This is a genomic window from Micromonospora sp. LOL_024 (genome assembly GCF_048060415.1).
Classification (GTDB): Bacteria; Actinomycetota; Actinomycetes; order Mycobacteriales; family Micromonosporaceae; genus Micromonospora.
The window spans coordinates 1-22,325 of record NZ_JBHMIS010000036.1 but is presented as its reverse complement, the minus strand read 5'-3'; the positions used below and the strand labels follow the sequence as shown (position 1 = coordinate 22,325).

23 protein-coding genes are annotated in these 22,325 nt (G+C 71.3%); 19 read left to right on the top strand and 4 right to left on the bottom strand.

Annotated features, from left to right (window positions below; translation table 11 throughout):
• Positions 1-14: 14 nt before the first annotated feature.
• The 11 genes from ACFHWY_RS24415 (at position 15) to ACFHWY_RS24365 (ending at position 9,397) form a co-directional block, all read left to right on the top strand.
• Positions 15-1,496 (top strand): 2-hydroxymuconic semialdehyde dehydrogenase, encoded by a 1,482-nt coding sequence (locus ACFHWY_RS24415; RefSeq protein ID WP_416582602.1) that lies wholly within the window; start codon positions 15-17, stop codon positions 1,494-1,496.
• Positions 1,493-2,287 (top strand): 2-keto-4-pentenoate hydratase, encoded by a 795-nt coding sequence (locus tag ACFHWY_RS24410; protein WP_416582586.1) that lies wholly within the window; start codon positions 1,493-1,495, stop codon positions 2,285-2,287. The genes ACFHWY_RS24415 and ACFHWY_RS24410 overlap by 4 nt, the downstream gene beginning before the upstream one ends.
• Positions 2,284-3,207, top strand: coding sequence for an acetaldehyde dehydrogenase (acetylating) (locus ACFHWY_RS24405; protein WP_416582585.1), 924 nt, complete (start codon positions 2,284-2,286; stop codon positions 3,205-3,207). The genes ACFHWY_RS24410 and ACFHWY_RS24405 overlap by 4 nt, the downstream gene beginning before the upstream one ends.
• 6 nt (positions 3,208-3,213) lie before the next feature.
• On the top strand, positions 3,214-4,269 hold the full coding sequence (gene dmpG / locus ACFHWY_RS24400) for a 4-hydroxy-2-oxovalerate aldolase (protein WP_416582584.1): 1,056 nt from the start codon (positions 3,214-3,216) through the stop codon (positions 4,267-4,269).
• On the top strand, positions 4,266-5,039 hold the full coding sequence (locus tag ACFHWY_RS24395) for a 2-keto-4-pentenoate hydratase (protein WP_416582583.1): 774 nt from the start codon (positions 4,266-4,268) through the stop codon (positions 5,037-5,039). The genes dmpG and ACFHWY_RS24395 overlap by 4 nt, the downstream gene beginning before the upstream one ends.
• Entirely contained in the window at positions 5,036-5,470 is a 435-nt protein-coding gene (locus ACFHWY_RS24390) for a RidA family protein (protein ID WP_416582582.1), read from the top strand. The genes ACFHWY_RS24395 and ACFHWY_RS24390 overlap by 4 nt, the downstream gene beginning before the upstream one ends.
• Positions 5,467-5,991 (top strand): 3-hydroxyanthranilate 3,4-dioxygenase, encoded by a 525-nt coding sequence (locus ACFHWY_RS24385; protein WP_416582581.1) that lies wholly within the window; start codon positions 5,467-5,469, stop codon positions 5,989-5,991. The genes ACFHWY_RS24390 and ACFHWY_RS24385 overlap by 4 nt, the downstream gene beginning before the upstream one ends.
• On the top strand, positions 5,991-7,046 hold the full coding sequence (locus ACFHWY_RS24380) for an amidohydrolase family protein (RefSeq protein ID WP_416582580.1): 1,056 nt from the start codon (positions 5,991-5,993) through the stop codon (positions 7,044-7,046). The genes ACFHWY_RS24385 and ACFHWY_RS24380 overlap by 1 nt, the downstream gene beginning before the upstream one ends.
• Before the next feature lie 132 nt (positions 7,047-7,178).
• A complete protein-coding gene (locus tag ACFHWY_RS24375) occupies positions 7,179-8,642 on the top strand; it encodes an amidase (RefSeq protein WP_416582579.1) in 1,464 nt (487 codons plus the stop codon).
• Positions 8,643-8,712: 70 nt separating this feature from the next.
• Positions 8,713-8,997 carry a hypothetical protein gene (locus tag ACFHWY_RS24370; RefSeq protein WP_416582601.1) on the top strand — a complete coding sequence of 95 codons (285 nt, stop codon included), beginning with the start codon at positions 8,713-8,715 and terminating at the stop codon, positions 8,995-8,997.
• Complete coding sequence (locus ACFHWY_RS24365; protein WP_416582578.1) at positions 8,984-9,397, top strand: DUF5130 family protein; 414 nt, start codon at positions 8,984-8,986, stop codon at positions 9,395-9,397. The genes ACFHWY_RS24370 and ACFHWY_RS24365 overlap by 14 nt, the downstream gene beginning before the upstream one ends.
• 135 nt (positions 9,398-9,532) lie before the next feature.
• Here the strand turns inward: ACFHWY_RS24365 and pepN are convergent, their stop codons facing one another.
• On the bottom strand, positions 9,533-12,082 hold the full coding sequence (gene pepN / locus ACFHWY_RS24360) for an aminopeptidase N (RefSeq protein ID WP_416582577.1): 2,550 nt from the start codon (positions 12,080-12,082) through the stop codon (positions 9,533-9,535).
• A gap of 218 nt (positions 12,083-12,300) precedes the next feature.
• Between pepN and ACFHWY_RS24355 the strand changes: the two genes are divergently transcribed.
• The 3 genes from ACFHWY_RS24355 to ACFHWY_RS24345 all read left to right on the top strand — a co-directional run bounded on the left by ACFHWY_RS24355 (position 12,301) and on the right by ACFHWY_RS24345 (position 15,320).
• Positions 12,301-12,924 carry a disulfide bond formation protein DsbA gene (locus tag ACFHWY_RS24355; RefSeq protein ID WP_416582576.1) on the top strand — a complete coding sequence of 208 codons (624 nt, stop codon included), beginning with the start codon at positions 12,301-12,303 and terminating at the stop codon, positions 12,922-12,924.
• A 653-nt stretch (positions 12,925-13,577) separates the two neighbouring features.
• On the top strand, positions 13,578-14,783 hold the full coding sequence (locus ACFHWY_RS24350) for a DUF1015 family protein (protein ID WP_416582575.1): 1,206 nt from the start codon (positions 13,578-13,580) through the stop codon (positions 14,781-14,783).
• A 69-nt stretch (positions 14,784-14,852) separates the two neighbouring features.
• Positions 14,853-15,320, top strand: coding sequence for a ribose-5-phosphate isomerase (locus ACFHWY_RS24345; RefSeq protein ID WP_416582574.1), 468 nt, complete (start codon positions 14,853-14,855; stop codon positions 15,318-15,320).
• Positions 15,321-15,373: 53 nt separating this feature from the next.
• On the opposite strand, the gene ACFHWY_RS24340 is transcribed toward ACFHWY_RS24345, so the two are convergent.
• Entirely contained in the window at positions 15,374-15,694 is a 321-nt protein-coding gene (locus ACFHWY_RS24340; protein WP_416582573.1) for a hypothetical protein, read from the bottom strand.
• Between the two features lie 153 nt (positions 15,695-15,847).
• Positions 15,848-17,080 (bottom strand): GNAT family N-acetyltransferase, encoded by a 1,233-nt coding sequence (locus ACFHWY_RS24335; protein WP_416582572.1) that lies wholly within the window; start codon positions 17,078-17,080, stop codon positions 15,848-15,850.
• A gap of 111 nt (positions 17,081-17,191) precedes the next feature.
• On the opposite strand from ACFHWY_RS24335, the gene ACFHWY_RS24330 reads away from it, so the two are divergent.
• Positions 17,192-17,731, top strand: a complete 540-nt coding sequence (locus ACFHWY_RS24330; protein WP_416582571.1) for a hypothetical protein — start codon at positions 17,192-17,194, stop codon at positions 17,729-17,731.
• Positions 17,732-17,878: 147 nt separating this feature from the next.
• Here the strand turns inward: ACFHWY_RS24330 and ACFHWY_RS24325 are convergent, their stop codons facing one another.
• Entirely contained in the window at positions 17,879-19,117 is a 1,239-nt protein-coding gene (locus tag ACFHWY_RS24325; RefSeq protein ID WP_416582570.1) for a S8 family peptidase, read from the bottom strand.
• A 180-nt stretch (positions 19,118-19,297) separates the two neighbouring features.
• On the opposite strand from ACFHWY_RS24325, the gene ACFHWY_RS24320 reads away from it, so the two are divergent.
• From ACFHWY_RS24320 to ACFHWY_RS24305, 4 genes are all read left to right on the top strand, one after another.
• Positions 19,298-19,951 (top strand): MOSC domain-containing protein, encoded by a 654-nt coding sequence (locus ACFHWY_RS24320; protein WP_416582569.1) that lies wholly within the window; start codon positions 19,298-19,300, stop codon positions 19,949-19,951.
• Between the two features lie 783 nt (positions 19,952-20,734).
• Positions 20,735-20,932 (top strand): hypothetical protein, encoded by a 198-nt coding sequence (locus ACFHWY_RS24315; protein ID WP_416582568.1) that lies wholly within the window; start codon positions 20,735-20,737, stop codon positions 20,930-20,932.
• The gene (locus ACFHWY_RS24310; protein WP_131307950.1) at positions 20,929-21,333 is read left to right on the top strand and encodes a type II toxin-antitoxin system VapC family toxin; all 405 of its coding nucleotides are present in this window, start codon (positions 20,929-20,931) and stop codon (positions 21,331-21,333) included. Before ACFHWY_RS24315 ends, ACFHWY_RS24310 begins: the two co-directional genes overlap by 4 nt.
• Before the next feature lie 259 nt (positions 21,334-21,592).
• On the top strand, positions 21,593-21,745 hold the full coding sequence (locus ACFHWY_RS24305; protein WP_416582567.1) for a hypothetical protein: 153 nt from the start codon (positions 21,593-21,595) through the stop codon (positions 21,743-21,745).
• The last annotated feature ends 580 nt before the right edge of the window (positions 21,746-22,325 follow it).

The window sequence follows — 22,325 nt, the reverse complement described above, 5'->3', positions numbered from 1 at the left end:
GGGATCCACGGCTGATGGCCGGGCAGGCACCGGACGGTCCGGGCCTGTTGCGCAACTTCGTCGGCGGCGAGTTCGTCGAGGCCGGCACCCGGTTCACCAGACACTCGCCGGTCACCGGGGAGCCGGTCTTCGAGGTGGTCGAGGCCGGCCGCACCACGGTGGACGACGCGGTGACCGCCGCCCGTGCGGCGCTGGGCGGCCCGTGGGGCCGGATGGGCGAGCGGGAACACGCCGAGGTGCTGCGCCGGGTCGCCGACGAACTGGAACGCCGCTTCGACGACATGGTCGCCGCGGAGGTCGCCGACACCGGTAAGGCCATCTCTCAGGCCCGTACCCTCGACATTCCGCGCGGTGCGGCGAATTTCCGGGCCTTCGCGGAGGTCGTGGCCACCGCGCCGACGGAGTCGTTCACCACGGTCACTCCGACCGGTGGTCGGGCGCTGAACTACGCGGTACGCAAACCGGTCGGCGTGGTCGCGGTGATCGTGCCGTGGAACCTGCCGCTACTGCTGCTCACCTGGAAGGTCGCTCCGGCCCTGGCCTGCGGCAACGCGGTGGTGGTCAAGCCCAGTGAGGAAACGCCCGCCTCGGCGACCCTGCTTGCCGAGGTGATGGCCGCGGCCGGCGTGCCCGACGGGGTGTTCAACCTGGTGCACGGGTTCGGCCCGGATTCGGCCGGGGAGTTCCTCACCCGGCATCCGGGCGTCGACGCGATCACCTTCACTGGCGAGTCCGCCACCGGTGCCGCCATCATGCGGGCCGCCGCCGACGGGGTGAAGGCGGTCAGCTTCGAGTTGGGCGGCAAGAACGCCGGGCTGGTCTTCGCCGACGCCGACCTGGACGCCGCGGTGGCCGGGTCGGTCCGCTCCAGCTTCACCAACGGCGGCCAGGTGTGCCTGTGCACCGAACGGATCTACGTGCAGCGACCGGTGTTCGAGGAGTTCACCGCCCGGCTGGCCGGGCGGGCCGCCGAGCTGGCGTACGGCTGGCCGGCCGACGAGGCGACGGTGAACATGCCGCTGATCTCGCGGGCCCACCGGAGCAAGGTCCTCGGGCACTACGACCTGGCCCGGGCGCAGGGTGCGCAGGTGCTCGCCGGCGGCGGTTCGCCGCGCTTCGGCGACGCCCGCGACGGCGGCGCGTACGTCCAGCCGACGGTGCTGACCGGGCTCGGCCCGGACACCCGGACGAACCGTCAGGAGATTTTCGGCCCGGTGGTGCACGTGGCGCCGTTCGACGACGAGGACGAGGCGTACGCGCTGGCCAACGGCACGGAGTACGGCCTGGCGGCGGCGGTCTGGACCCGGGACGTGGGTCGGGCGCACCGGGCCGGCGCGCGGCTGGACGCCGGCATCGTCTGGGTGAACACGTGGTTCTTGCGCGACCTGCGTACCCCGTTCGGCGGGGTGAAGGCCTCCGGCGTCGGCCGCGAGGGTGGCGTGCACTCGCTCGACTTCTACTCCGAACTCACAAACGTCTGTGTGGACCTGTCATGATCGATTTTGGCTCGGTGGCCCGGGAGTTGACCGAGGCCCGGAAGACCGGCAAGCCCTGCCCGCCGCCGCGCGGACGGCTGATCCCGGAGGGGGATGTCGGATCCGCGTACCGGGTGCAGCAGCTTCAGGTCCGCGAGTGGCTGGCGGCCGGGCAGCGCCGGGTGGGCGCGAAGATCGGCCTGACCTCCAGGGTGGTGCAGGAGAGCCTCGGCGTGTACGAGCCGGATTTCGGGGTGCTCACCGACGCCATGGCGGTGCCCGACGGCGTCGAGGTCGCCCTCGACCGGCTGCTGCAACCTCGGGTGGAGGCAGAGATCGCCTTCGTGCTCGGCGCCGACCTGCCCGACGACCGGGTCACCACCGCCGACCTGCTGCGTGCCGTCGATCACCTGCTGCCGGCCATCGAGATCGTCGACTCGCGGGTGGCCGGCTGGGACATCTCCATCGTGGACACCGTGGCGGACAACGCCTCCAGCGGGCTGTTCGTGCTTGGCACCACGCCCCGCCGGCCCGCCGAGGTGGACCTGCGCCTGGCCGGCATGGTGCTGGAACGGGCCGGGGAGCCGGTGTCGGTCGGTGCCGGGGCGGCCTGCCTCGGCAATCCGTTGCACGCGCTGGCCTGGTTGGCCGGCACGACGGCCCGGGCTGGTGATCCGCTGCGCGCCGGTGACGTGGTGCTCTCCGGCGCGCTCGGACCGATGGTGGCGGTGACCCCGGGCGCGGCATACGAGGCTCGCATCTCCGGCCTCGGCTCGGTGCGGACCTGCTTCACGAAGGAGTTCCTCTCGTGACGACGGGCGTGGCGGTGATCGGGTCGGGCAACATCGGCACCGATCTGATGATTAAGGTGCTCCGGCTGTCGGACTCGCTGCGGATGGTCGCGATGGCCGGCATCGATCCGGACTCCGACGGGCTCGCCCGGGCCCGCCGGCTCGGCGTGGCGAGCACCGCGCACGGCGTTGACGGCCTGGTCACGATGCCGGAGTTCGCGGACGTGGCGCTGGTCTTCGACGCCACCTCGGCCGGAGCGCACCGGCACAACGCCGCGGTGCTGCGCGCCCACGGGCGTACCGTCGTCGACCTGACCCCGGCCGCCGTCGGCCCGTACGTGGTGCCGCCGGTCAACCTGGACGAGCATCTGGGCGAGCCGAACCTGAACATGGTCACCTGCGGCGGGCAGGCGACCGTGCCGATCGTCGCCGCGGTGCGCCGGGTCACCCCGGTCGCGTACGGCGAGATCGTCGCCTCGATCGCCTCGCGCTCGGCCGGCCCGGGAACCCGGGCCAACATCGACGAGTTCACCGAGACCACCGCCCGGGCGATCGAGGTGGTCGGCGGCGCCGACCGGGGCAAGGCGATCATCGTGCTGAATCCGGCCGACCCGCCGCTGCTGATGCGGGACACGGTCTACTGCCTCTGCCCGGACGCTGATGCCGACCGCTCCGCCATCGCCGCTTCCGTGGCGGAGATGGTGGCGGGCGTGCAGGAGTACGTCCCCGGCTACCGCCTCAAGCAGGATGTGCAGTTCGACCGGCTGGACACCCACGTGCCAGCGCTGGGTGGCCGCCTGTCGGGGTGGCAGGTGTCGGTCTTCCTGGAGGTCTCCGGCGCCGGCCACTACCTGCCCGCGTACGCCGGGAACCTGGACATCATGACCTCGGCCGCGCTGCGCACCGCGGAGCGGTTGGCCGCCCACCGTGCGGAGGTGTAGGCCCAGATGACCGAGCTGTACATCCAGGACGTGACGCTGCGCGACGGCATGCACGCCATCGCCCACCGCTACACCGTCGACCAGGTACGCACGATCGCCGCGGCGCTGGACGCGGCCGGGGTCGCCGCGATCGAGGTGGCGCACGGCGACGGACTCGCCGGATCGAGCGTCAACTACGGCCACGGCGCGGCCAGCGACGCCGAGTGGATCTCGGCGGCGGCCGAGGTGATGACGAACGCGAAGCTCACCACCCTGCTGCTGCCCGGTATCGGCACCATCGCCGACCTGAAGGCGGCCCGGGCGCTCGGCGTCACCAGCGTCCGGATCGCCACCCACTGCACCGAGGCGGACATCTCCGCCCAGCACATCTCGTGGGCCCGGGAGCACGGCATGGACGTGGCCGGCTTCCTGATGATGTCCCACATGAACGACCCGGCCGGGCTGGCCGGCCAGGCCAAGCTCATGGAGTCCTACGGCGCGCACTGCGTCTACGTCACGGACTCCGGCGGCCGGCTGCTGATGTCCGACGTGGCGCAGCGGGTAGACGCGTACCGGCAGGTGCTGGAGCCGACCACGCAGATCGGCGTCCACGCCCACCACAACCTCTCGCTCGGGGTCGCCAACAGCGTGGTCGCTGTCGAGCACGGCCGGGTCGCCGGCGACGGTCCGGTCGGCTCCGCTGCCGGACGGACGGTCCGGGTGGACGCCTCCCTGGCCGGCATGGGCGCCGGCGCCGGCAACGCGCCGTTGGAGGTCTTCGTCGCCGTCGCCGAGCTGCACGGCTGGCAGCACGGCTGCGACGTCTTCGCGTTGATGGACGTCGCCGACGACGTCGTCCGCCCGTTGCAGGACCGGCCCGTCCAGGTGGACCGGGAAACCCTCTCTCTGGGGTACGCGGGGGTCTACTCCAGTTTCCTGCGGCACGCTGAACGCGCCTCGGCGCGCTACCGGGTGGACGTCCGCTCGATCCTGGTCGAGTTGGGTCGACGGCGGATGGTCGGCGGGCAGGAGGACATGATTGTGGACGTGGCGTTGGACCTTGCGGGCAGGGGAGAATCATGATCGAGCCGGACATCGCGGGCATCGCGGGCACGCTGGGCGCGGCGGCCGACACGGCCACCGCGGTACCGCAACTCGCCGCGCAGACGGGCCTCGACGTCGACGCCGCGTACGCGGTGCAGGCCGCCCTGGTGCAGCGCCGGCTGGACCGGGGAGAGCGGCTGGTCGGGCTCAAGATGGGGCTCACCAGCAAGGCCAAGATGGCCCAGGTCGGGGTGGGCGAGGTCATCTGGGGCCGGCTCACCGACGTGATGCGGGTAGCCGACGGCGGGACGGTGGACGTGGCCCGCTTCATCCACCCCCGGGCCGAGCCTGAGGTGGCGTTCCTGCTGGACCGGCTCCCCGAACCCGGCGAGCCGGTCGGCGACTTCACCGACGCGGTGCGGGCGGTCGCCCCGGCGATCGAACTGATCGACTCCCGGTACGCGAACTTCACCTTCAGCCTGCCGGACGTGATCGCCGACAACACCTCGGCGGCCGCGTTCGTCGTCGGGTCGTGGTCGCCGGTGCCCGACGGGCTGGACAACCTGGGTGTGCTGCTGGAGATCGACGGGCGGGTCGCCCAGGTCGGCTCGACGGCGGCGATCCTCGGTGACCCGCGTCGGGCCCTCGACGAGGGCATCCGGCTGGCGGGGCGGCACGGCGTCCGGTTGCGCGAGGGCTGGGTCTTCCTGGCCGGTGCGGCGACGGCGGCGGTTCCGCTACGGCCTGGCGCCCATGTGCGGGCGGTGGTCGAGAAGCTCGGTACGGCTTCGCTTCGGGCTCTGTCGTGAACGCCGGCGACGGGGCCCGGGTGGTGGCGGGCAAGGCGGTGCCGCGAGGGGCGTTCCCGCACGTGAAGGTGGCCGGTGGATTCGTCTTCGTGTCGGGGACGTCGTCGCGGCGGCCGGACAACACGTTCGCCGGTGTGTCGGTGGACGAGTTCGGCACGACCGATCTGGACATCCGGGCGCAGACGCGGGCGGTGATCGAGAACCTCGCTGACCTGCTGCGGTCGGTGGGTGCCGAGCTGACCGACCTCGTCCAGGTCACCAGTTACCTGGTCAACATGAATGACTTCGGCGGGTACAACGAGGTGTGGGCGGAGTTCCTCGACGGGACCGGGCCGACCCGCACCACCGTCGCCGTGCACCAGCTGCCGCATCCGCACCTGCTGATCGAGATGCAGGCCGTCGCCCTGTTCCCAGAAGGAGGCCAGCCGTGAGTGAGATCGCCGAGCCGTTCAGCTTCCCCGGGTGGATAGCGGAAAACCAGCACCTGTTGAAGCCGCCGGTGGGTAACAAGGAGATGCTGCCGGGCTCCGACGACTTCATTGTGATGGCGGTCGGTGGGCCGAACCAACGCACCGATTTCCACGTCGACCCGTACGAGGAGTTCTTCTACCAGGTCAAGGGCAACATGCACATCAACCTGATGCTTCCGCAGGGGCCGCGTACGGTGCACGTGCGTGAGGGACAGATGTGGATGCTGCCGCGGAACACCCCGCACTCACCGCAGCGGCCGGAGGCCGGCTCGATCGGAGTGGTGATCGAGCGGGTACGCGAGGAGGGGACGCTGGAGAAGTTCCAGTGGTACTGCCCAGAGTGCGGACACCGGGTGCACGAGGTTGAGTTGCAGGTCCGTGACATCGCCGCCGACCTGCCCCCGGTGTTCGGCGAGTTCTACGCCGACCAGGCGGCGCGCACCTGCGCCAACTGCGGCACCCTGCACCCGGGCAAGGGCTGATGTCGGTTCTGTTCGCCGCAGGGCCGCCGGTTCACCCGCCGGCAGGGGCATCGCCGGTGGTGGACGTACACACGCACCTCGTGCCGAAGGGGTGGCCGGATCTCACCGCGGCGTGCGGCGGGTCCGGCTGGCCCTGGTTGCGGATCGACTCGGAGCGCGCCGCCATGATCATGGTCGGGGAGACCGAGTTCCGGCCGGTCGGTGCGCAGTGTTGGGACGCGGACACCCGGCTGGCGGACATGGCCGCCGACGGTGTCGACGTGCAGGTGGTCTCGCCCACGCCGGTCTTCTTCAGCTACGCCCGCCCGCCCGGCCAGGCGGCGAGGGTGGCCCGGATCTTCAACGACCTGACCCTGGAGGTCACCGCGGCCGGCGGTGACCGGCTGCTGTCGTTTTGCCAGGTGCCGTTGCAGGACCCGGACGCGGCCTGCGCGGAGCTGGACCGCTGCCTGGCGGCCGGCCACGTCGGCGTGGAGATCGGCAACCACGTGGGTGACCGGGACCTGGACGACGCTGGCATCGTGACGTTCCTGACCCACTGTGCCGAGGTCGGCGCCCCGGTCTTCGTGCACCCCTGGGACATGACCGGCGGCCCTCGCCTCGACCGCTGGATGGCCCGGTGGCTGACCGGAATGCCCGCCGAGACCCACCTGTCGGTGCTCGCGATGATCCTCGGCGGGGTGTTCGACCAGGTGCCGGAGACGTTGCGGATCTGCTTCGCCCACGGCGGCGGCAGCTTCCCGTTCTGGCTCGGCCGTGCCGACAACGCCTGGCATCGGCGAGGTGACCTGGTACGCGGCGCCTCCGCCGGACCACCCAGCTCCTACGTCGACCGGTTCTCGGTCGACTCGGTGGTCTTCTCGTCTCCGGCGCTGCGGCTACTGGTGGACACCATGGGTGCAGACCGGGTGCTGCTGGGCAGTGACTATCCGTACCCGCTGGGCGAACGCCCAGTCGGCCGGGTGGTCCATCAGGCCGACTTCCTCACCGCCGCCCAGCGTGATCTGCTGCTCGGCGGCAACGCCCTGCGGTTCCTCGGGCATACCGTCGGATAACCGGGGCTTCGCCCTGTGGACGGACGTGGGTGGCCCCGGTCGGAGGGGTTGGCCCCGCCCGGCGCCCTCTCCTGACGTCGTGCCGCTCGTGTCGGGGCGGTCACGAGTGACCTGAGCGTGCAGGATGGCGACATGGCCGAGCCGCACGACCTGACCGCGTTGGGGCAGGCCGCCGCCGTCGCCCGCGGCGAGCTGTCCAGCCTGGACCTGGTCGAGCACCACCTGCACCGGGTCGACGCGCTCGCTGACACCGTCGGCGCCTTCGTCACCGTCACGGCGGAGCTGGCCCGCGAGGCCGCGCGGGCCGCCGACGCGATCCCGGCCGACCAGCGCGGTCCGCTGCACGGCGTGCCGACAGCGATCAAGGACCTGACGTTGACCGCCGGCGTACGCACCACCTTCGGCTCGGCCGCTTTCGCCGACTTCGTGCCGCCGGTCGACGCAGACGTGGTGCGGTTCATCCGGGCGGCCGGACTGGTCAGCCTCGGCAAAACCACCACTTCCGAGCTGGGCTGCTCGCTCCACTGCGAGACGCTGGTGGCCCCGCCGGCCCGCAACCCGTGGGAGTTGGCGTACACCGCTGGTGGTTCCAGCGGCGGCGCGGCGGCGGCCGTGGCGGCGGGGCTGGTGCCGGTGGCGCAGGGCTCCGACGGCGGCGGCTCGCTGCGCATTCCGGCCTCGCTGTGCGGCCTGATCGGGTACAAGCCCAGCCGTGGCGTGGTCTCCGGCGGCCCCCTCGGCTTCGGCGCCTTCGGCCTGCCGACCAGCGGCCCGATCGGCCGGACCGTCGCCGACGTGGCGGCGCTGCTGGATGTGCTGGCCGAGCCGGTACCCGGCGAACCGTACCTGCCGCCCCGGTCGCCGTCGGGCGGCTACCTGGGCGCGGCCCGCGCCATCGCCCCCGGGCGGCTGCGGGTCGGCCGGTTCACCACCCCGATGCTCGCCGACGAACCGGTCCATCCGGACTGCGTCGCCGCGGTGGACCGGGCCGCTGCGCTGCTCACCGCCGCCGGCCACGAGGTCATCGAGGTGCCGGCGCCGGTCGGCCCCCAGGTCTGGCCGCTTTTCGAGATCGTCTGGTACGTTCTCGCGCTCGCTCCCGTGCCGCCGGAGCGCGAGGCCGAACTGCTGCCGCTGACCCGCTTCCTACGCGGCCGGGCCGCCGGCGTCTCCGCCGGCACGCTGACCGCGGCGCTGGGCGAGATGCAGGCACAGGTACGCCTCGGTGCCCGCCGCACCGCCGGCTGCGACCTGCTGCTCTGCCCCACCCTGGCGGCTCCGCAGGCCCCGGTCGGCTGGTTCACCCAGGGACGTACCCCGGAGGAGGACTTCGACCGGCAACGGCGCTTCTCCCCGTACTGTGCCGTCTTCAACGTCACGGGTGAACCGTCCGTGACGCTGCCGGTGGGGGTTACCGGCGCAGGGCTGCCGGTCGGCGTGTTGCTAACCGCCCGGTACGGCGACGACGCGAGACTGATCGCCACCGCTGCGCAGTTGGAGCGCTCGAGTGGCGGATGGGATCAGCACCCCGCAATCTGGCGGAGCGTCGGCTCCGCTAACGTGAATGGCAGCGAAGTCGGGAGGTCACCGTGGTGACGGGCCGCCCGATCCGGTCGAGGGTTCCTCTTTCCGCCTGGGGGCGTTGGGATTGTCTGTAACCGACACGTTGCTGGTTTTCGTCGGCATCCCAGCAGCCGTCGTGCTGGTGATCGCCGGCCTCGTCTACGCGGGCAGCCGCAGCGGTCGTGGTGGCGCCAGACGTTACCGGCCCGGCCGGCCGTTCAGCTTCACGCCGGTGTGGTTCCTCGGCCGGCCCGAGGATCTGGCCGACTCCGGCGGCACCGCGCTGTCGGTGGGGGCACAGGCGCCCGCACTGACCAGCCGCAAGCAGGAACAGGCCGGCGTCGAGGCACCGGCTGGTGGAACCGGAGGCGCAAGTGACCGTTGGTGAGATGCAGCCCGAGACTGGTACGGACACCCCGCCCGACGTGCTCGACGGGCCGTTCTCGACCCGTCAGCTGCTGCGCATCGACGAGGCGCTGCGGCTGGCCGACCGGACGACCGGACTGGTCTTCTCGGTCTTCGTGGGCGGCCTCGACGAGCCGATCCGAGAGCACGCTGAGCGGCTGCACCGGCAGCTTGCCGAGCCCGACCGTTCGGTGCTCATCGCGGTCTCCCCGAACCAGCGGCAGCTGGAGATCGTGACCGGCCGGTACGCCCGCAAGCGCGTACCGGACACCTACGCCAAGATCGCCGCGCTGTCGATGGTGGCGTCGTTCGGCGGCGGTGATCTTGCCGGCGGGGTCATCCAGGGGCTCGACCAGCTCTCCCGGTACGCCGGCAAGGGCTGAGCGTCCCGGTCACTCCAAAGCCCGGCCCCCGCACGCGAGGGGGCCGGGCTTTCCCGTGTGCACAGTGCAGCGTGGCTGGACGGACGGCCCGGGAGTGGCGGGTGTCCACGACGCTCCCGGGCCGGTGCTCGTGCGTCAGGCGCTGCGCGCGTCCCGGGCCCGGGCGGCGAGCGCACGGACCACCCCGTCGCGGCCCTCGGCGACCAGCCGCCGCAACGGCCCCGGGTGACCCTCCTGCGCCAACCAGGCGTCGGTGGCGTCGACCGTGTCGTCCTCGATCAGGTACGCCGGGTACGTCAGCATGGCGAACTCCTGCGCCGGCTCGCTGTCCCGGCTGGCCCACACCTGCCCGACGGCGGTGAAGTACCGATCCCGGTAGGGAGTGATCAACTCCACCTGCGTCGGGTGGCTGAAGCCCTGCAGCAGCGCCCGGTGCCGCCAGTTCGGCAGCGCCTCCGGGCCGGTCAGCTGGGCCCAGACCGCCGCCTTGTTCTCCGCGGTCGGCACCAGCGCGTGCCCGAACGCGGCCTCCCGCTCACCGCTGGAGGTCCTGTCGGTGGCCAGCTCGGCCTCGATCTCCGGCGCGCCGGCCACCCCGTTGGCCACCAACGCCTGCAAGACACTCCAGCGCAGCTCGGTGTCGACGGTCAGCCCGGCCGTCACCTCGGTGCCGTTCAACCAGCCCCGCAGGATCGCCAGGTCCTCGCTGGACCGGGCGGCGGAGACGTACGCCCGGGCCCAGGCCAGCTGGAAGCCGCTGCCCGGCTCGGCCGCGGCGAGCGCGGTCCTCGCGGCGCGGGCCAGCCCGGCCCAGCCGGTCGGCGCCCACTGCGGGTCGGCGTAGAAGGTGAGCGCGCTGCTGACCTGGCGCAGCGTCGCGGTGACCAGGTTGATGTCCGTCTCGGCCGGCAGCCCGGCGAGCACCAACGCGACGTAGTCACGGGTGGCCAGCTCGGCGTCGCGGGTCATGTCCCAGGCGGCGGTCCAGCACAACGCCCGCGCCAGCGACGAGTCGAAGCCCGAGATGTGCTGCACCACCGTCGCCATCGACCGCTCGTCCAACCGCAGCTTGGTGTAGGTGAGATCGTCGTCGTTGAGCAGTAGCACGTCGGCCGCAGGCACCCCGACGAGTTCGCGTAGCTCGGTCAGCTCGCCGTCCACGTCGACCTCGTACCGTTCGCGGCGCACCAGCCGGCCGTCCGTGAGGTCGTAGAGTCCCACACCGATGCGGTGGGTGCGCAGCGTCGGGTACGCGCCCGGCGCCTCCTGACGGACCAGCACCTGCTGGTACGCGCCGTCCGCGCCGATGGTCAACTCCGGCCGCAGCGTGTTGACCTGTGCGGTTTCCAGCCACTGAGAGGCGAAGGTGGTCAACTTGCGACCGGAGGCGGTCTCCAACTCCGAGAGCAGGTCGTCGAAGGTCGCGTTGCCCCAGGCGTGCCGGGCGAAATAGGCCCGCAGGCCGGCCACGAAAGGCTCCTCACCGACGTACGCGACCAACTGCTTGAGCACGCTGGCGCCCTTGGCGTACGTGATGCCGTCGAAGTTGACCTCGACCGCCTCCAGGTCGGGCATCTCGCAGTAGACCGGGTGGGTCGAGGAGAGCTGGTCCTGCCGGTAGCCCCAGTTCTTCCGGATCGACAGGAAGGTCGTCCACGCCTCGGTGAACCGGGTGGCGTGCGTGTTGCACCAGTGGCTGGCCCACTCGGCGAACGACTCGTTCAACCACAGGTCGTTCCACCAGCGCATGGTGACCAGGTTGCCGAACCACATGTGCGCCAACTCGTGCAGGACCGTGTTGGCCCGCTGCTCGTACTCGAAGTCGGTGACCTGCGATCGGAACAGGTAGTGCGACTCGGCGTGCGTGACCGCGCCGAAGTTTTCCATCGCGCCGGCATTGAAGTCCGGCACCCACAGCTGGTCGTACTTGGGCAGCGGGTAACGCACCCCGAACTGCGCGTGGAAGAAGTCGAAGCCCTGCGTGGTGATCAGGTTGAGTTCCTCGGCGTCGAGGTGCTGCGCCATGCTCGCCCGGCAGAAGTAGCCCAGGTCGATGCCGTCGTGGACGTACCTGACCTCGTGGTACGGCCCGGCGCAGAGCGCGGTGATGTAGGTGCTCATCCGCGCCGAGGTGGTGAAGTGGACGGCCTTGAGGCCCTCGCCGGCCGCCTCCTCCCGCTCCACCGGCATGTTGGAGATCACCTTCCAGTGCTCCGGGACGGTGGCGTGCCAGGTGTATACGCTCTTCAGGTCCGGCTGGTCGAAGCAGGCGAACACCCGCTGCGCGTCGGCCGTCTCGAACTGGCTGTAGAGGTAGGTCTCACCGTCCACCGGGTCCACCGTGCGGTGAAGGCCCTGCCCCGAGTTGGAGAACGCGAAGTCAGCGTCGACGACCAGCGTGTTCTCGCCGGCCAGCCCGGTCAGCGTCAGCCCCTTCTCAGCCGAGAAGCCGGCCAGGTCGACCGGGGCGCCGTTGAGCGTCGCCGCGTGCACCGAGTCGGCCGCCACCTCGATGAATGTGCTGGCTCCCGGCTCGGTACAGCGGAACCGCACCTCGGTCGTCGACCTGAAGGTACGGCCGCCGGCCGCGTGAACCGCGCTGGACAGGTCCAGACTGATGTCGTACCCGGTCACGTCGAGCAGGCGGGCCCGCTCGGTCGCCTCGACCTGTGTCAGGTTGCGCACTCCCGGCACTATTCGTCTCCATCCCACTCTCGCCGCACGTCACGGTCGCGGTGTCCGTCGACCGCTCGTGACGGTCGGTCCCTGGCTGAGTCTTCCATGTGCAGGGTGGCGGTGGTGGGCGAGGTCACGGGTCGATCCTCGCCCGGGCCCGGCCGAGCGGAGTAAGGATCAGAGGTGGGCCGGCTGATCCGGCGTCACCGTTGCGAGGGGAGCTGACCGTGCACGAGCGCGTCAACGTCGACATGTGGTTCGACCCGATCTGTCCGTGGGCCTGGCTCACCTCCCGCTGGCTGCTGGAGGTGGAGCAGGTCCGCGAGGTCGACGTCCGCTTCCACGTGATGAGCCTGTCGGTGCTCAACGAAGGGCGGGACCTGTCGGAGAAGTACCAGGAACTCATGCGTACCGGATGGGGGCCGGTCCGAATCTGTGTCGCCGTGCAGGACCGCCACGGCCCGGACGCCGTCCGGGCCCTCTACACGGCCCTGGGTACCCGGATCCACCTCGACAAGGAGCAGCGCGGTCCGCAGCTGTACGCCGCCGCCCTGACCGACGCCGGCCTGGATCCGGCCCTGGCCGCCACGGCCGACGACACCGACCTCGACCCGGCGCTGCGGGCAAGCCACGAGGTCGGCATGCGCCCGGTCGGCACCGACGTCGGCACCCCGGTCATCCACGCTCCCGGTCCCGACGGCCGGCAGATCGCCTTCTTCGGCCCGGTGGTCACACCGGCGCCCGGGGGCGAGGCCGCCGGTCGCCTCTGGGACGGCGTCCTGCTGGTCGCCGGCACACCCGGCTTCTTCGAGCTCAAGCGCACCCGCGACCTCGACCCCATCTTCGCCTGAGGTTCGAAGCAGGCACGACGTGCACTGTCGGCGGCGTCTGTCGTCTGTGCGTCACCGACGCCTCCGCGAACTCGTTTGACCGAGTGTCCGCAGCGGCCCGGCGGGCCGAACCTGCGCCCCTGGCCGTGATCCGCAGTTCGTGGAGGCAGCCAGATGGCCAAGCATCGCGCGCCCGGTGACGACCTCCGGCCTCGGGAGGCGGAGCCCGCTGCCGCCGCGTACCGACCGGTAGGCGAACGTCGCCGGCCAACCTCCCGGACGGACTGGCCCGAAAACCGGTTCCTACCCCGCCGGGACTGCTCCGACGGCCGGCCGTCGGAGCAGTCCCGGCGGGACCGTTTCCCGAACGCGACTAGCTGGTCGGGCTGGTCGCGGGTCGTGGTGGGTGTCGCCCGGGTGCCGATCACGTCGCGGCTGACGCCACCCGGACGAAAGGTGCGGGGCCCGGGCCCGCGTCCGGCGTCGGCCGACCTCCAAGCCGTGCTGCCCGCGCCCGCTGGCCGGCACCGGCCGCCGTCCGGGTCCGACCGTTAACAGGGGACCCCTGCTCTACCGCAGGCGTTGACAAGGGCCCTTACTTAACCTTTCATTTGGTGGACTAGGTACCGGGTCCGACGGCGGTGCCGGACCCGGCGCCGGTAGCGTGACCGGACATGACGGTCGTGCACCCGATCACCCGGGCCTGGATCACCACTGGCGGCACTGGCGCGCAGAACTACGACGAGTTCGCCGACGACGCGGAGATCACCGCGATCATCGACGCGAACCCGCACAGTGCTCTCGGCATCGAGATGCCGCACAAGGCTCCGGAGAGCCTCGGCAGGTCCTTCCTCGACGCCCTGCCGGACGCGCTGAGCCGCCTGGCGGAGGCGAAGGCAGACGGCAGCTACACCCCGGCGGAGCAGGTAGTGGTGCTGTACCGGATCACTGCTCCCGGCGAGGAGCCGGCGTTCGGGCTGTTCGCCATGGTCGACACCGATCAGATCTCCACTCGGGCCGACGAGCCGGGCCTGGTCATCCGGAACGAGGACGTCTTCATCGCCAAGGTCCGAGAGCGGGTCGCCCTGGCCGAGGCGCTGGGTCATCTCCTCTCGCCCGTACTGCTGCTGCAGACCGGGTGTGGCGACGACCTGCACGCCGCCCTCGCGGCGGCCACCGACGGGGCCGGCGCTCCCGCCGCCACCGACATCGACCAGTCCGGGCGTACGCACGCGATCTGGCTGGTGGGTCCCGGCGCGCAGCAGGAGGAGCTGACCGCGCTGGCCGGCGGTGGCGAGTTGGTGGTGGCCGACGGCAACCACCGCAGCCTGGCCGCGCAGACCGGCGGCTTGTCCCATTTCCTGGCGGTCGTCACCACGCCCGCCTCGGTGGCGATCCAGCCCTACAACCGCCTGGTCAGCGAGCTGACCACCACCCCGGAGGAGCTGCTCGACCGGCTCCGCTCAACGGGTGCGCGGGTCACCGGCTTGGACGGCCCGGCCGAGGTGCCGGCCACCGGCGGGACCGTCGTGCTCCAACTTCCCGGCCGGGCGTACACGGTGACGCTGCCGCACACCGGCGCCAGCCGCCTGGAGAACCTCGACCACGCCCTGGTCGAGCGGCTGCTGCTGCGAGACGCCCTCGGCCTGGATCCGGGTGACAAACGGATCACCTATGTCGGCGGTGACTACCCGGCGAGCTGGCTGACCGGTGAGGTCGAGGCCGAGCGGGCCGAGATGGCGATCCTGGTCGCGCCGGTGACCGTCGACGACTTCGTCGCGGTGAACCTGGCCCGGGAGAAGATGCCACGCAAGAGCACCTGGTTCACGCCGAAGGCACGTGGCGGCCTGGTGGTCGCCGAGCTGCCTGACCGGCCGTGACCTGAGGCCCGTTTCGTCGGGTGCCGCCCCGGCGGCGCCCGGCGGGACGGGCCTGAAAGACTGCCCGGTATGCGCGTCTACCTGGGATCCGACCACGCCGGTTTCGAGCTGAAGGTGCACCTGGCCAACCACCTCGCCAAGCAGGGGTACGAGGTGGTCGACGTCGGCCCGCACGCATACGACCCGGAGGACGACTACCCCGCCTTCTGCCTGCATGCCGGCACGCGAGTGGTGGCCGATCCGGGCAGCCTGGGTGTGGTCATCGGTGGTTCGGGCAACGGCGAGCAGATCGCCGCGAACAAGGTGGCCGGGGTGCGGACGGCGCTGGCCTGGAGTGTGGAGACCGCCCAGCTCGGCCGCCAGCACAACGACGCCAACGTGGCTGCCGTCGGTGCCCGCCAGCACACCCTCGACGAGGCCGCCGCCATCGTCGACGCATTCGTGACCACCTCGTTCTCCGGCAGCGAGCGGCACGCGCGTCGCATCGCGCAGGTGGCCGAGTACGAGCGCACCCGGCAGCTGCCCGAACTGCCCTGACCTCCGCCTGGGGTGCGGTGAAGCCGTCCCGGGGCCGTTCGGTGCGGCCCGGGTCAGCGGCGGGGCAGCTCGTCGCGCGGCGTCCAGTTCCGGCGGACAATCACGATTCGTGCCGCAGCCTCGGCGAGATCCTCGTCCGTCGGCCGGGCGGCGTCCCGGGCCCGCATCGCGGTGGTCACGCTCACCTGTGACGAGCCGGAGCCGACCAGTCCGCGCAGTCCGCGCTCACCATCCTCGGCGGGACCGCCGCGTCGGCCGCGGGGCACTTCGCCCCCGTCGTGTACGCCTGCGGTGGCCGCTGTCGGTCCCCCACCCGTGGTCTCGGGACCGCCGTGGTGCCGGTTTCGCCGTCGCCGCCGCTCCGCATCCGCCACCCCCCGACCGTACCCCCACCCACCCCGCCCCTCGTCGCCTCCCGGCACCAACTGCTACGCCGATCACGCGGTTGTGGTCCAACAGAAGCCCTGCGTGGAAACATTTCGACGACCGCAACTGCGTGATCGACCCAGGGATGGCGGGGATGGGGGTTAGAAGACTTCCAGGGCGGAGGGGGCGCGGTGCCAAGTGAAGGCGGGGGCGGCGGCGCGGAGGACGCCGGGGCGTAGCTCCTGTAGCCGGCCGGTGTCAGCCAGCTGGGTCAGCCCGGCGCCGCCGAGGAAGAGTTCGCCGAGGCAGCGTACGTCGCAGGCCAGATCGGCCGGGCCGCTGGCCGGCGTGCAGTTGGCCTCCGTCGGCCCGCCGTGTAGCCGCCACCGGCCGGTGTTCTCCGGCAGCAGCGAATCGGTCACCTCGATGACCACGTCGAGGTCGGTGGCGTAGCGCCGGGCGGCGAGCGCCGCCGGTACGTCCACCACCCGCACCCACAGCGCGTCGACCACTCGGGCGCTGAGCCGGCGTGGCTCGTCCACCATCCGCAGCAGCGGCTCGTCCACCGCCGCGCGCATCCAGGACAGCTGCCGGGTCAGGTCGAGCGAGAGCAGCATCCGCCAGATCGCGCGGTACGCCACCGGATCGGTCGCCACCACCTCGTCGACGTTGGCGAGGCCCTTCGGGCCGGCGTCGTCCCACTCGGCCTTGGTGCGGAACAGTCCGTAGCCGTCCACGCCGTCGGGTCCCTCGTGCAGTACCGCCCGCCGCTCGGTGGCGCCACCGCGTTGAGACTCCGGGTCGACCAGCACGTACCGCCACCACCGGTCGTCCCGGGCGGACCAGCCGGGCCGGTCGACGCGCGTCCGGTCGTACACCCGGGCCAGGTCGGCCCGGCAGTCGGTCGGCCGGGCCAGACGCAGTGGACCCTCGTCGGGCGTCGGAGGTGGCAACCGCAGCTCGGAGGTCTCGCCGGTGACATGCAACCGCTGGGCGGCCAGGCCGTACCCGAATCGCGGGTAGATCCGTCCCTCGCTGGCCCAGAGCACGGCGATTGGCTCCCGGCGGCCGTCGTGGATCTCACGCAGCTGCCGATGCATCATCGCGGTGAGTAGACCACGACGGCGCTGGGTGGGCGTGACACCGACCAGGGTGACGTGCGCGGCGGGCAGCGCACCGCCGGGGACGCCCAGTTCACGGGTGTACGCCGCGGCGCTGGCCACCAGCTCAGCCCGGTCGCGTACCAGCAGAGCGCGGTCCGGTTCGAAGACCGCGCGTTCGGTCTCGTGGGTCTCAGGATCGACGCCGTGATGGAACAGCGTCCCGACGAATCGGCCGATTTCGTCGTATTCCTCGGCGCTGGCAGTCTCGATGGGCGGGGTGGTTGAGGTCACCGCTCGTGTCTAACCGATCGGTGGGGGGAAGGCGACCGATTTGCGGGCTGGCTACCCTCGAAGTCTCCAGTAGCGACCCGGGGTCGCCGCCGGTCCAGGGGAGGGGACGACATGCCCGAGCAGACGCAGCCGTGGGCAGAGCGGACAGTGGAGGTGCCGCCGCAGCCCGAAGCCGAGATACCGCCGCCGCGTGACCCGTACCGCCGTGGTGTCGCGCCGGTCGGTGCCCGGACACCCCGGACCGAACCGTTTCCGGTCGTGGAACACGAGCCGACGGGAACCGGCTGGCCGGGTGAGCCGGCACCGAAACGACCGCTGGGCTGGCATGTGGCGCAGCTGAAGCGGGGCGGTGAGTGGAGTACGGCGGGGGCGCTCTTCGCCTTCGTGTGCTGGGGGATCTGGGCGATCTCCGGCGGCGGAGACCTCGTCGGACCCTTCGTGATCTTCGTGTTGAGCCTGCTGGTCGCGGCCGGGCTCTTCACCCTGGCCCGACTGCTCGGCCGGGTGGTGCTGGAGCGGCAACTGGGCCGGGTACGCCGCAGCGCCCGGGGCGCCCACCTGGTCACCGCGGTCTTCCTCGCCGGCCTGGGCATCGCCTACCTGCGGCAGACGCAGTGGGTGATGGACGCGTGGAACTGGCTGTCCACCTGAGGATCTCCCGCACCGGGCGGGCCGGCCCGTTGGCCGGCCCGCCCGGAGTGGTCGCGGGACACCGCGACCGAGGTCGTCACTCCACCAGGACGGCGCGCTGCTTACCCGACTCGACGCGATTCATCCCCGGCTGTTGCGCCACGAACATCAGGGCCCGCAGTAGAGGAGGCGGTTGGGGGTGGCGCTGGGCACCGAGCTGACCACCCCGGCGGTGGCCCGAGCCGTCAGGTACGCACCGACCTGCGCCGGCGTCCACGAGGGGTTGGCCTGCAGGGCGAGGGCGACACAGCCGGCCACGTGTGCGGCCGCCATCGAGCCGCCGCTGAGGATCACCGTGGCCGTGTCCGTGGTGTGCCAGGTCGAGGTGATGCCCGCTCCCGGCGCGTACAGGTCCAGGCAGGAGCCGTAGTTGCCGGAGGCCATCCGGGCGTCGGTCGACGTGGTGCCGGCGACGGTGAGCGCGGACGGCACCCGGGCGGGGGAGCCGCCGCAGGCGTTCCCGTTCGAGCTGCCGGCGGTCACCACGTAGCTGACGCCCGACTTGATCGAGTTGGTCACCGCCGTGTCCAGAGCGGCGCTCGCGCCACCGCCGATGGCCATCAGCGCCACCGCCGGGCGGACCGCGTTGGCGGTCACCCAGTCCACCCCGGCGATCACCTGGGCGACGCTGCCGCTGCCAAAGCAGTTGAGCACCCGCACCGGATCCACCCGCACCCGCTTGGCCACCCCGTGCAGCGTGCCGCCGAGGGTGCCGGCGACGTGTGTGCCGTGCCCGTTGCAGTCGTCCGCCGGCAGCCCGTCGACCAGGTCCACGCCGGCGCCGACCCGGCCACCGAAGTCACCGTGGGTGCCCCGCACACCGGTGTCGAGGACGTACGCCCTGACGTCCGGCGCGGTGTTCGGGTAGGCGTACCGGCGGTCCAGGGGCAGGTATCGCTGGTCGATCCGGTCCAGCCCCCACGACGGCGGATTGAGCTGCACCCCGGGCACGGTCAGCGCCATCGTCCGGTTCTGCTCGACGTGGGCGACCGCCGCGTCGGCGGCGAGCCGACGGGCGGCCCGGTCGGTCAGGCGTACCTCGAAGCCGCGCAGCGCGGCGCTGAACACCCGGTCGACGTGGCCGCCGTACCGGCCGACCAGCCAGTCGGCGGTGACCTGGCTGCCAGCGGCGGTGACCTGGCCGCCGGTGGTCGCGTCGTCGCGGAGGAGCACCAGGTAGCTGCCGGCCACGGCGGTCGGCGCGTCGGCGTACCGGATCTCGCCGGTGGCGGGTGTGGCGGCGGCCGGAGTGGCGGCCAGCGCGGTCACCACGGCGGCGGTGAGCAGGGCTGCGAGCGGCGCGCGGGTGGCGGCCGGGGGTCGCCGGTACGGACGGGGGAGTGGCATCGGTGTCTCCTCCTGCTGCTCCTGGCGTGGGCGGTGGCCCTCGGCAGGGCGTCGATGGTTCCCCGGATGGTACCGATGTATCTATCCATGTGGATATAGTCCGCGGTTGCGCTGGCCGCCTCGACGCACGTGTGGAGAGCCCAGGCGCGGGCGTGCTGGAACCGACGGTACCGTCGTCCCATGCAGGTGATTTCCGTCAACGTGGGCAGGCCACGACCCAACCCGGGGAAGGGCGCCGACCTGACCGGCATCGACAAGCGTCCGGTCAACGGCGCGGTGGCCGTCGTGGTTCCCGGTCCCAAAGGCACCGGCGAAGTCGGTCTGGTCGGCGACCGCGTCTACGACGTGAAGCACCACGGCGGCACCGACCAGGCCGTCTACGCCTATGCGCGCGAGGATCTCGACAGCTGGGAGGCCGATCTGGGCAGGAGCCTCGGCAGCGGCGCCTTCGGAGAGAACCTGACGACTGCCGGCGTCGACGTGAACCGCGCTCTGATCGGCGAGCGCTGGCAGATCGGCCCGGATGTCGTGCTGGAGGTGTCGAGTCCGCGGATCCCGTGCGGGACCTTCCAGGGCTGGCTGCAACAGCAAGGCTGGATTAAGCGGTTCACCCGGGCCGCGCTGCCCGGCGCGTACCTGCGGGTGATCGTGCCCGGCCAACTCCGCGCCACCGACCCGATCCAGATCCTGCACCGGCCCGACCATGAGGTGACCGTCGAGCTGGCCTTCCGCGCGCTGACCCTCGAACCGGAGCTGTTGCCGCAGCTGTCCGCCGCCGAAGCCCTGCCCGAGGAGGCCCGGAAACGCGCCCTCCGGAGGAGTTCCACCGGGTAGCCGGTGGAACTCCTCCATTCGGGTCGGCGGGATGGGGGCGCTGATCGGCGGCAGCCAGGGCAGCGGCTCAGGCCACTGACGTACGACACCGGCCCGGGCCTCCGGTAGGGTCCGCCAAGTGAACCCTGCGTCGAGGCGTACTGCCAGGACCCGCATCCTCGGGAACCTGGCCCTGGTCACTGGCTTCCTCGTCTCGGCCATCACACTGTCGAGCGACACCGGGTCGACAGAGCCGCACATCCTGGCGGCTCTCCTCGTTGCCAGCGGGATCGGGCTGCGCATCGAAGCAGCGATCAGCGAACCTCGGCCGTGACCCTTCGACAAAGCTGAAACGAGTGGACCGTTCGTTCGTGACCTCGGCTGAGACGAGAGCGGCCCAGGCTCGGCGATCACGCCGTTGACCTGGGCCGGTGTTACTGGAGCGGGCGACGAGAATCGAACTCGCACCGTCAGTTTGGAAGATCGTTCCCAGCTGTCGTGATCTGTCCGGATCGCCTGGTCACCGGCGGTGTCGTGCTGCCCGATCATGACCGCTGTTGCCCGTCTGGGACACGGGTTACTGGCACGTGGCTGGCACGGCGGCGTGGCTGGCACGGCGGCGTGGTGGGCGCGGCGGCGTGGTGGGCGCGTGGCTGTCCGGCGGTGTGCGGCTTACCGCCCCCGACCTGTCGGGCCGGGGGCGGCTTGCCGTGTCGCCGGCTCTCCGCGCATCCGAGTGCCGGTGGTGCCGGTGCTGACCGTGCGACAATAGGCGGCGGTGTGCGATGGAGGAGGTGGGTCGTGATGTCGAGCAATGCGGAGCGGATGCCCGAGTGGCCGACCGCTGAGCATGTGCCGGCGGAGGAGTTGGCCCGCCGTCAGGGTGTGCGGCCGGTCACCTCCGTCGATGACCTGGCCCGGCCGGACCTGTTCGAGTCCGACGAAGAGTTGGACGACTTCCTAGCTGACCTGTACGCCTCTCGGCGGGCCAGCGCCGCGTGAGCCTGGTCGTCCTGGACACCGACGTCGCGTCGGCGATCCTGCGGGGTCGGCTACATGATCGGCTTCGTGCCCGGCTGGCCGGTAAGACCCTGTGCATCACGTTCGTCACGCTCGGCGAGTTGACCAAGTGGACCGTGCTGCGGAGCTGGGGGCCGCGCAAGCTGGCCGACCTCGCGCAGTGGCGATCCGGCGTGGTGCTGCTGCCCTTCGATGAGGCGGTGGCGACCACCTGGGGCCAGCTCCAGGCGCGGGCGCAGCATCGGGGGCGTCCCCGCCCGACGAACGACTCCTGGATCGCGGCCTGCTGCCTGGTCGACCGGCTGCCGCTGGCGACCTTTAACGGCAAGGACTACGCCGACTTCGCCGAGTACGACGGCCTACGCCTGTTCGACGTCTCGTAGCTTCACCGCTCCGGCCCGCCGTGGCCGAACGGCGGTGACTGGTTCTGGTGACCGGCAGCCAGCCGAACCTACATACCCGATGGCAAGCCGCAGAGCGGCGCGGCAGCCGATCGCCGGGACCTCGGCGGCGGACGACCACTTCCGCGATCGTCCCTGGCCAAGACATCGACAGCTTGGAGGGCCAAGCGATGCAAGTGGGTCGGGGTCAGGGACGGCTTGGGGACAGCAGGGACAGCCGCTCCGAACTATCGTGCCGCCCATGCAGTTGGACTTTTTGCCACTCCCACAGATGTTCTTCGCGCTGGCGTTGTGGCTGGCTGGGCAGGCCGTCCTGTACTTCGTGATCCGGATGGCTGTGCGCCACGCCATTGAGGACGCGGATCGTCGGCGAGCATCAGAGCAACGCGGGTAAGCCGTAGAGCCCTGCCCCGCCGGCCGATGCCGGCCGCAGGCCGCCAGCAGGCCGAGTGGGGGCAGGGCGGCACCGCGCTTGCGCGGTGCCTTGATTCAGAAGAGAGCGTTTCGGCAAGCTAGCAGGGGCTTCGGCTGATGCTTGAACCCAGCACCCCTCCGACGGTATGTGAACGACCACAAATGTAACGAGAAGGTGTCGGGGGGTGTCGCCGCTTCGGGTTTGGGTTCGGGTTCGGGTTCGGTCCAGACCGGCACGAGGTAGCGTATCTTGCTATCCAGCTAACAATTCGGGCACTTCTCCCCAAGTGGGCATCGTTGCAATCGGGAGCGATGAGGTCGCCCCTGATAGGGTTTGAGCGATATCGCTGACCGGAAGGCACCTGGATGTCGATGACCGACGACCGCCGGCGCATAGATGTGCTCCTTGAGCGAGTCGCCGATGCGGACTTGCGCGCAAAACTCGCCAGCGAGATCGCACAGATGACCGGAAATCGGAACTTCGGCCTCGTGTTCGAGACAGGGCCCCGGAGTAGTCCTTGAATGTCCGGTTGGTTATGGGATGCCGTGTAGTGCCAGGG

Excerpts from the sequence above, each read along its gene's own strand:
- ACFHWY_RS24415 (WP_416582602.1), top strand. The coding sequence starts at position 15 with ATGGCCGGGCAGGCACCGGACGGTCCGGGCCTGTTGCGCAACTTCGTC.
- ACFHWY_RS24410 (WP_416582586.1), top strand. The coding sequence starts at position 1,493 with ATGATCGATTTTGGCTCGGTGGCCCGGGAGTTGACCGAGGCCCGGAAG.
- dmpG (WP_416582584.1), top strand. The coding sequence starts at position 3,214 with ATGACCGAGCTGTACATCCAGGACGTGACGCTGCGCGACGGCATGCAC.
- ACFHWY_RS24395 (WP_416582583.1), top strand. The coding sequence starts at position 4,266 with ATGATCGAGCCGGACATCGCGGGCATCGCGGGCACGCTGGGCGCGGCG.
- ACFHWY_RS24380 (WP_416582580.1), top strand. The coding sequence starts at position 5,991 with ATGTCGGTTCTGTTCGCCGCAGGGCCGCCGGTTCACCCGCCGGCAGGG.
- ACFHWY_RS24375 (WP_416582579.1), top strand. The coding sequence starts at position 7,179 with ATGGCCGAGCCGCACGACCTGACCGCGTTGGGGCAGGCCGCCGCCGTC.
- ACFHWY_RS24350 (WP_416582575.1), top strand. The coding sequence starts at position 13,578 with ATGACGGTCGTGCACCCGATCACCCGGGCCTGGATCACCACTGGCGGC.
- ACFHWY_RS24345 (WP_416582574.1), top strand. The coding sequence starts at position 14,853 with ATGCGCGTCTACCTGGGATCCGACCACGCCGGTTTCGAGCTGAAGGTG.
- ACFHWY_RS24330 (WP_416582571.1), top strand. The coding sequence starts at position 17,192 with ATGCCCGAGCAGACGCAGCCGTGGGCAGAGCGGACAGTGGAGGTGCCG.
- ACFHWY_RS24325 (WP_416582570.1), bottom strand. The coding sequence starts at position 19,117 with ATGCCACTCCCCCGTCCGTACCGGCGACCCCCGGCCGCCACCCGCGCG.
- ACFHWY_RS24320 (WP_416582569.1), top strand. The coding sequence starts at position 19,298 with ATGCAGGTGATTTCCGTCAACGTGGGCAGGCCACGACCCAACCCGGGG.
- ACFHWY_RS24315 (WP_416582568.1), top strand. The coding sequence starts at position 20,735 with ATGTCGAGCAATGCGGAGCGGATGCCCGAGTGGCCGACCGCTGAGCAT.
- ACFHWY_RS24305 (WP_416582567.1), top strand. The coding sequence starts at position 21,593 with ATGCAGTTGGACTTTTTGCCACTCCCACAGATGTTCTTCGCGCTGGCG.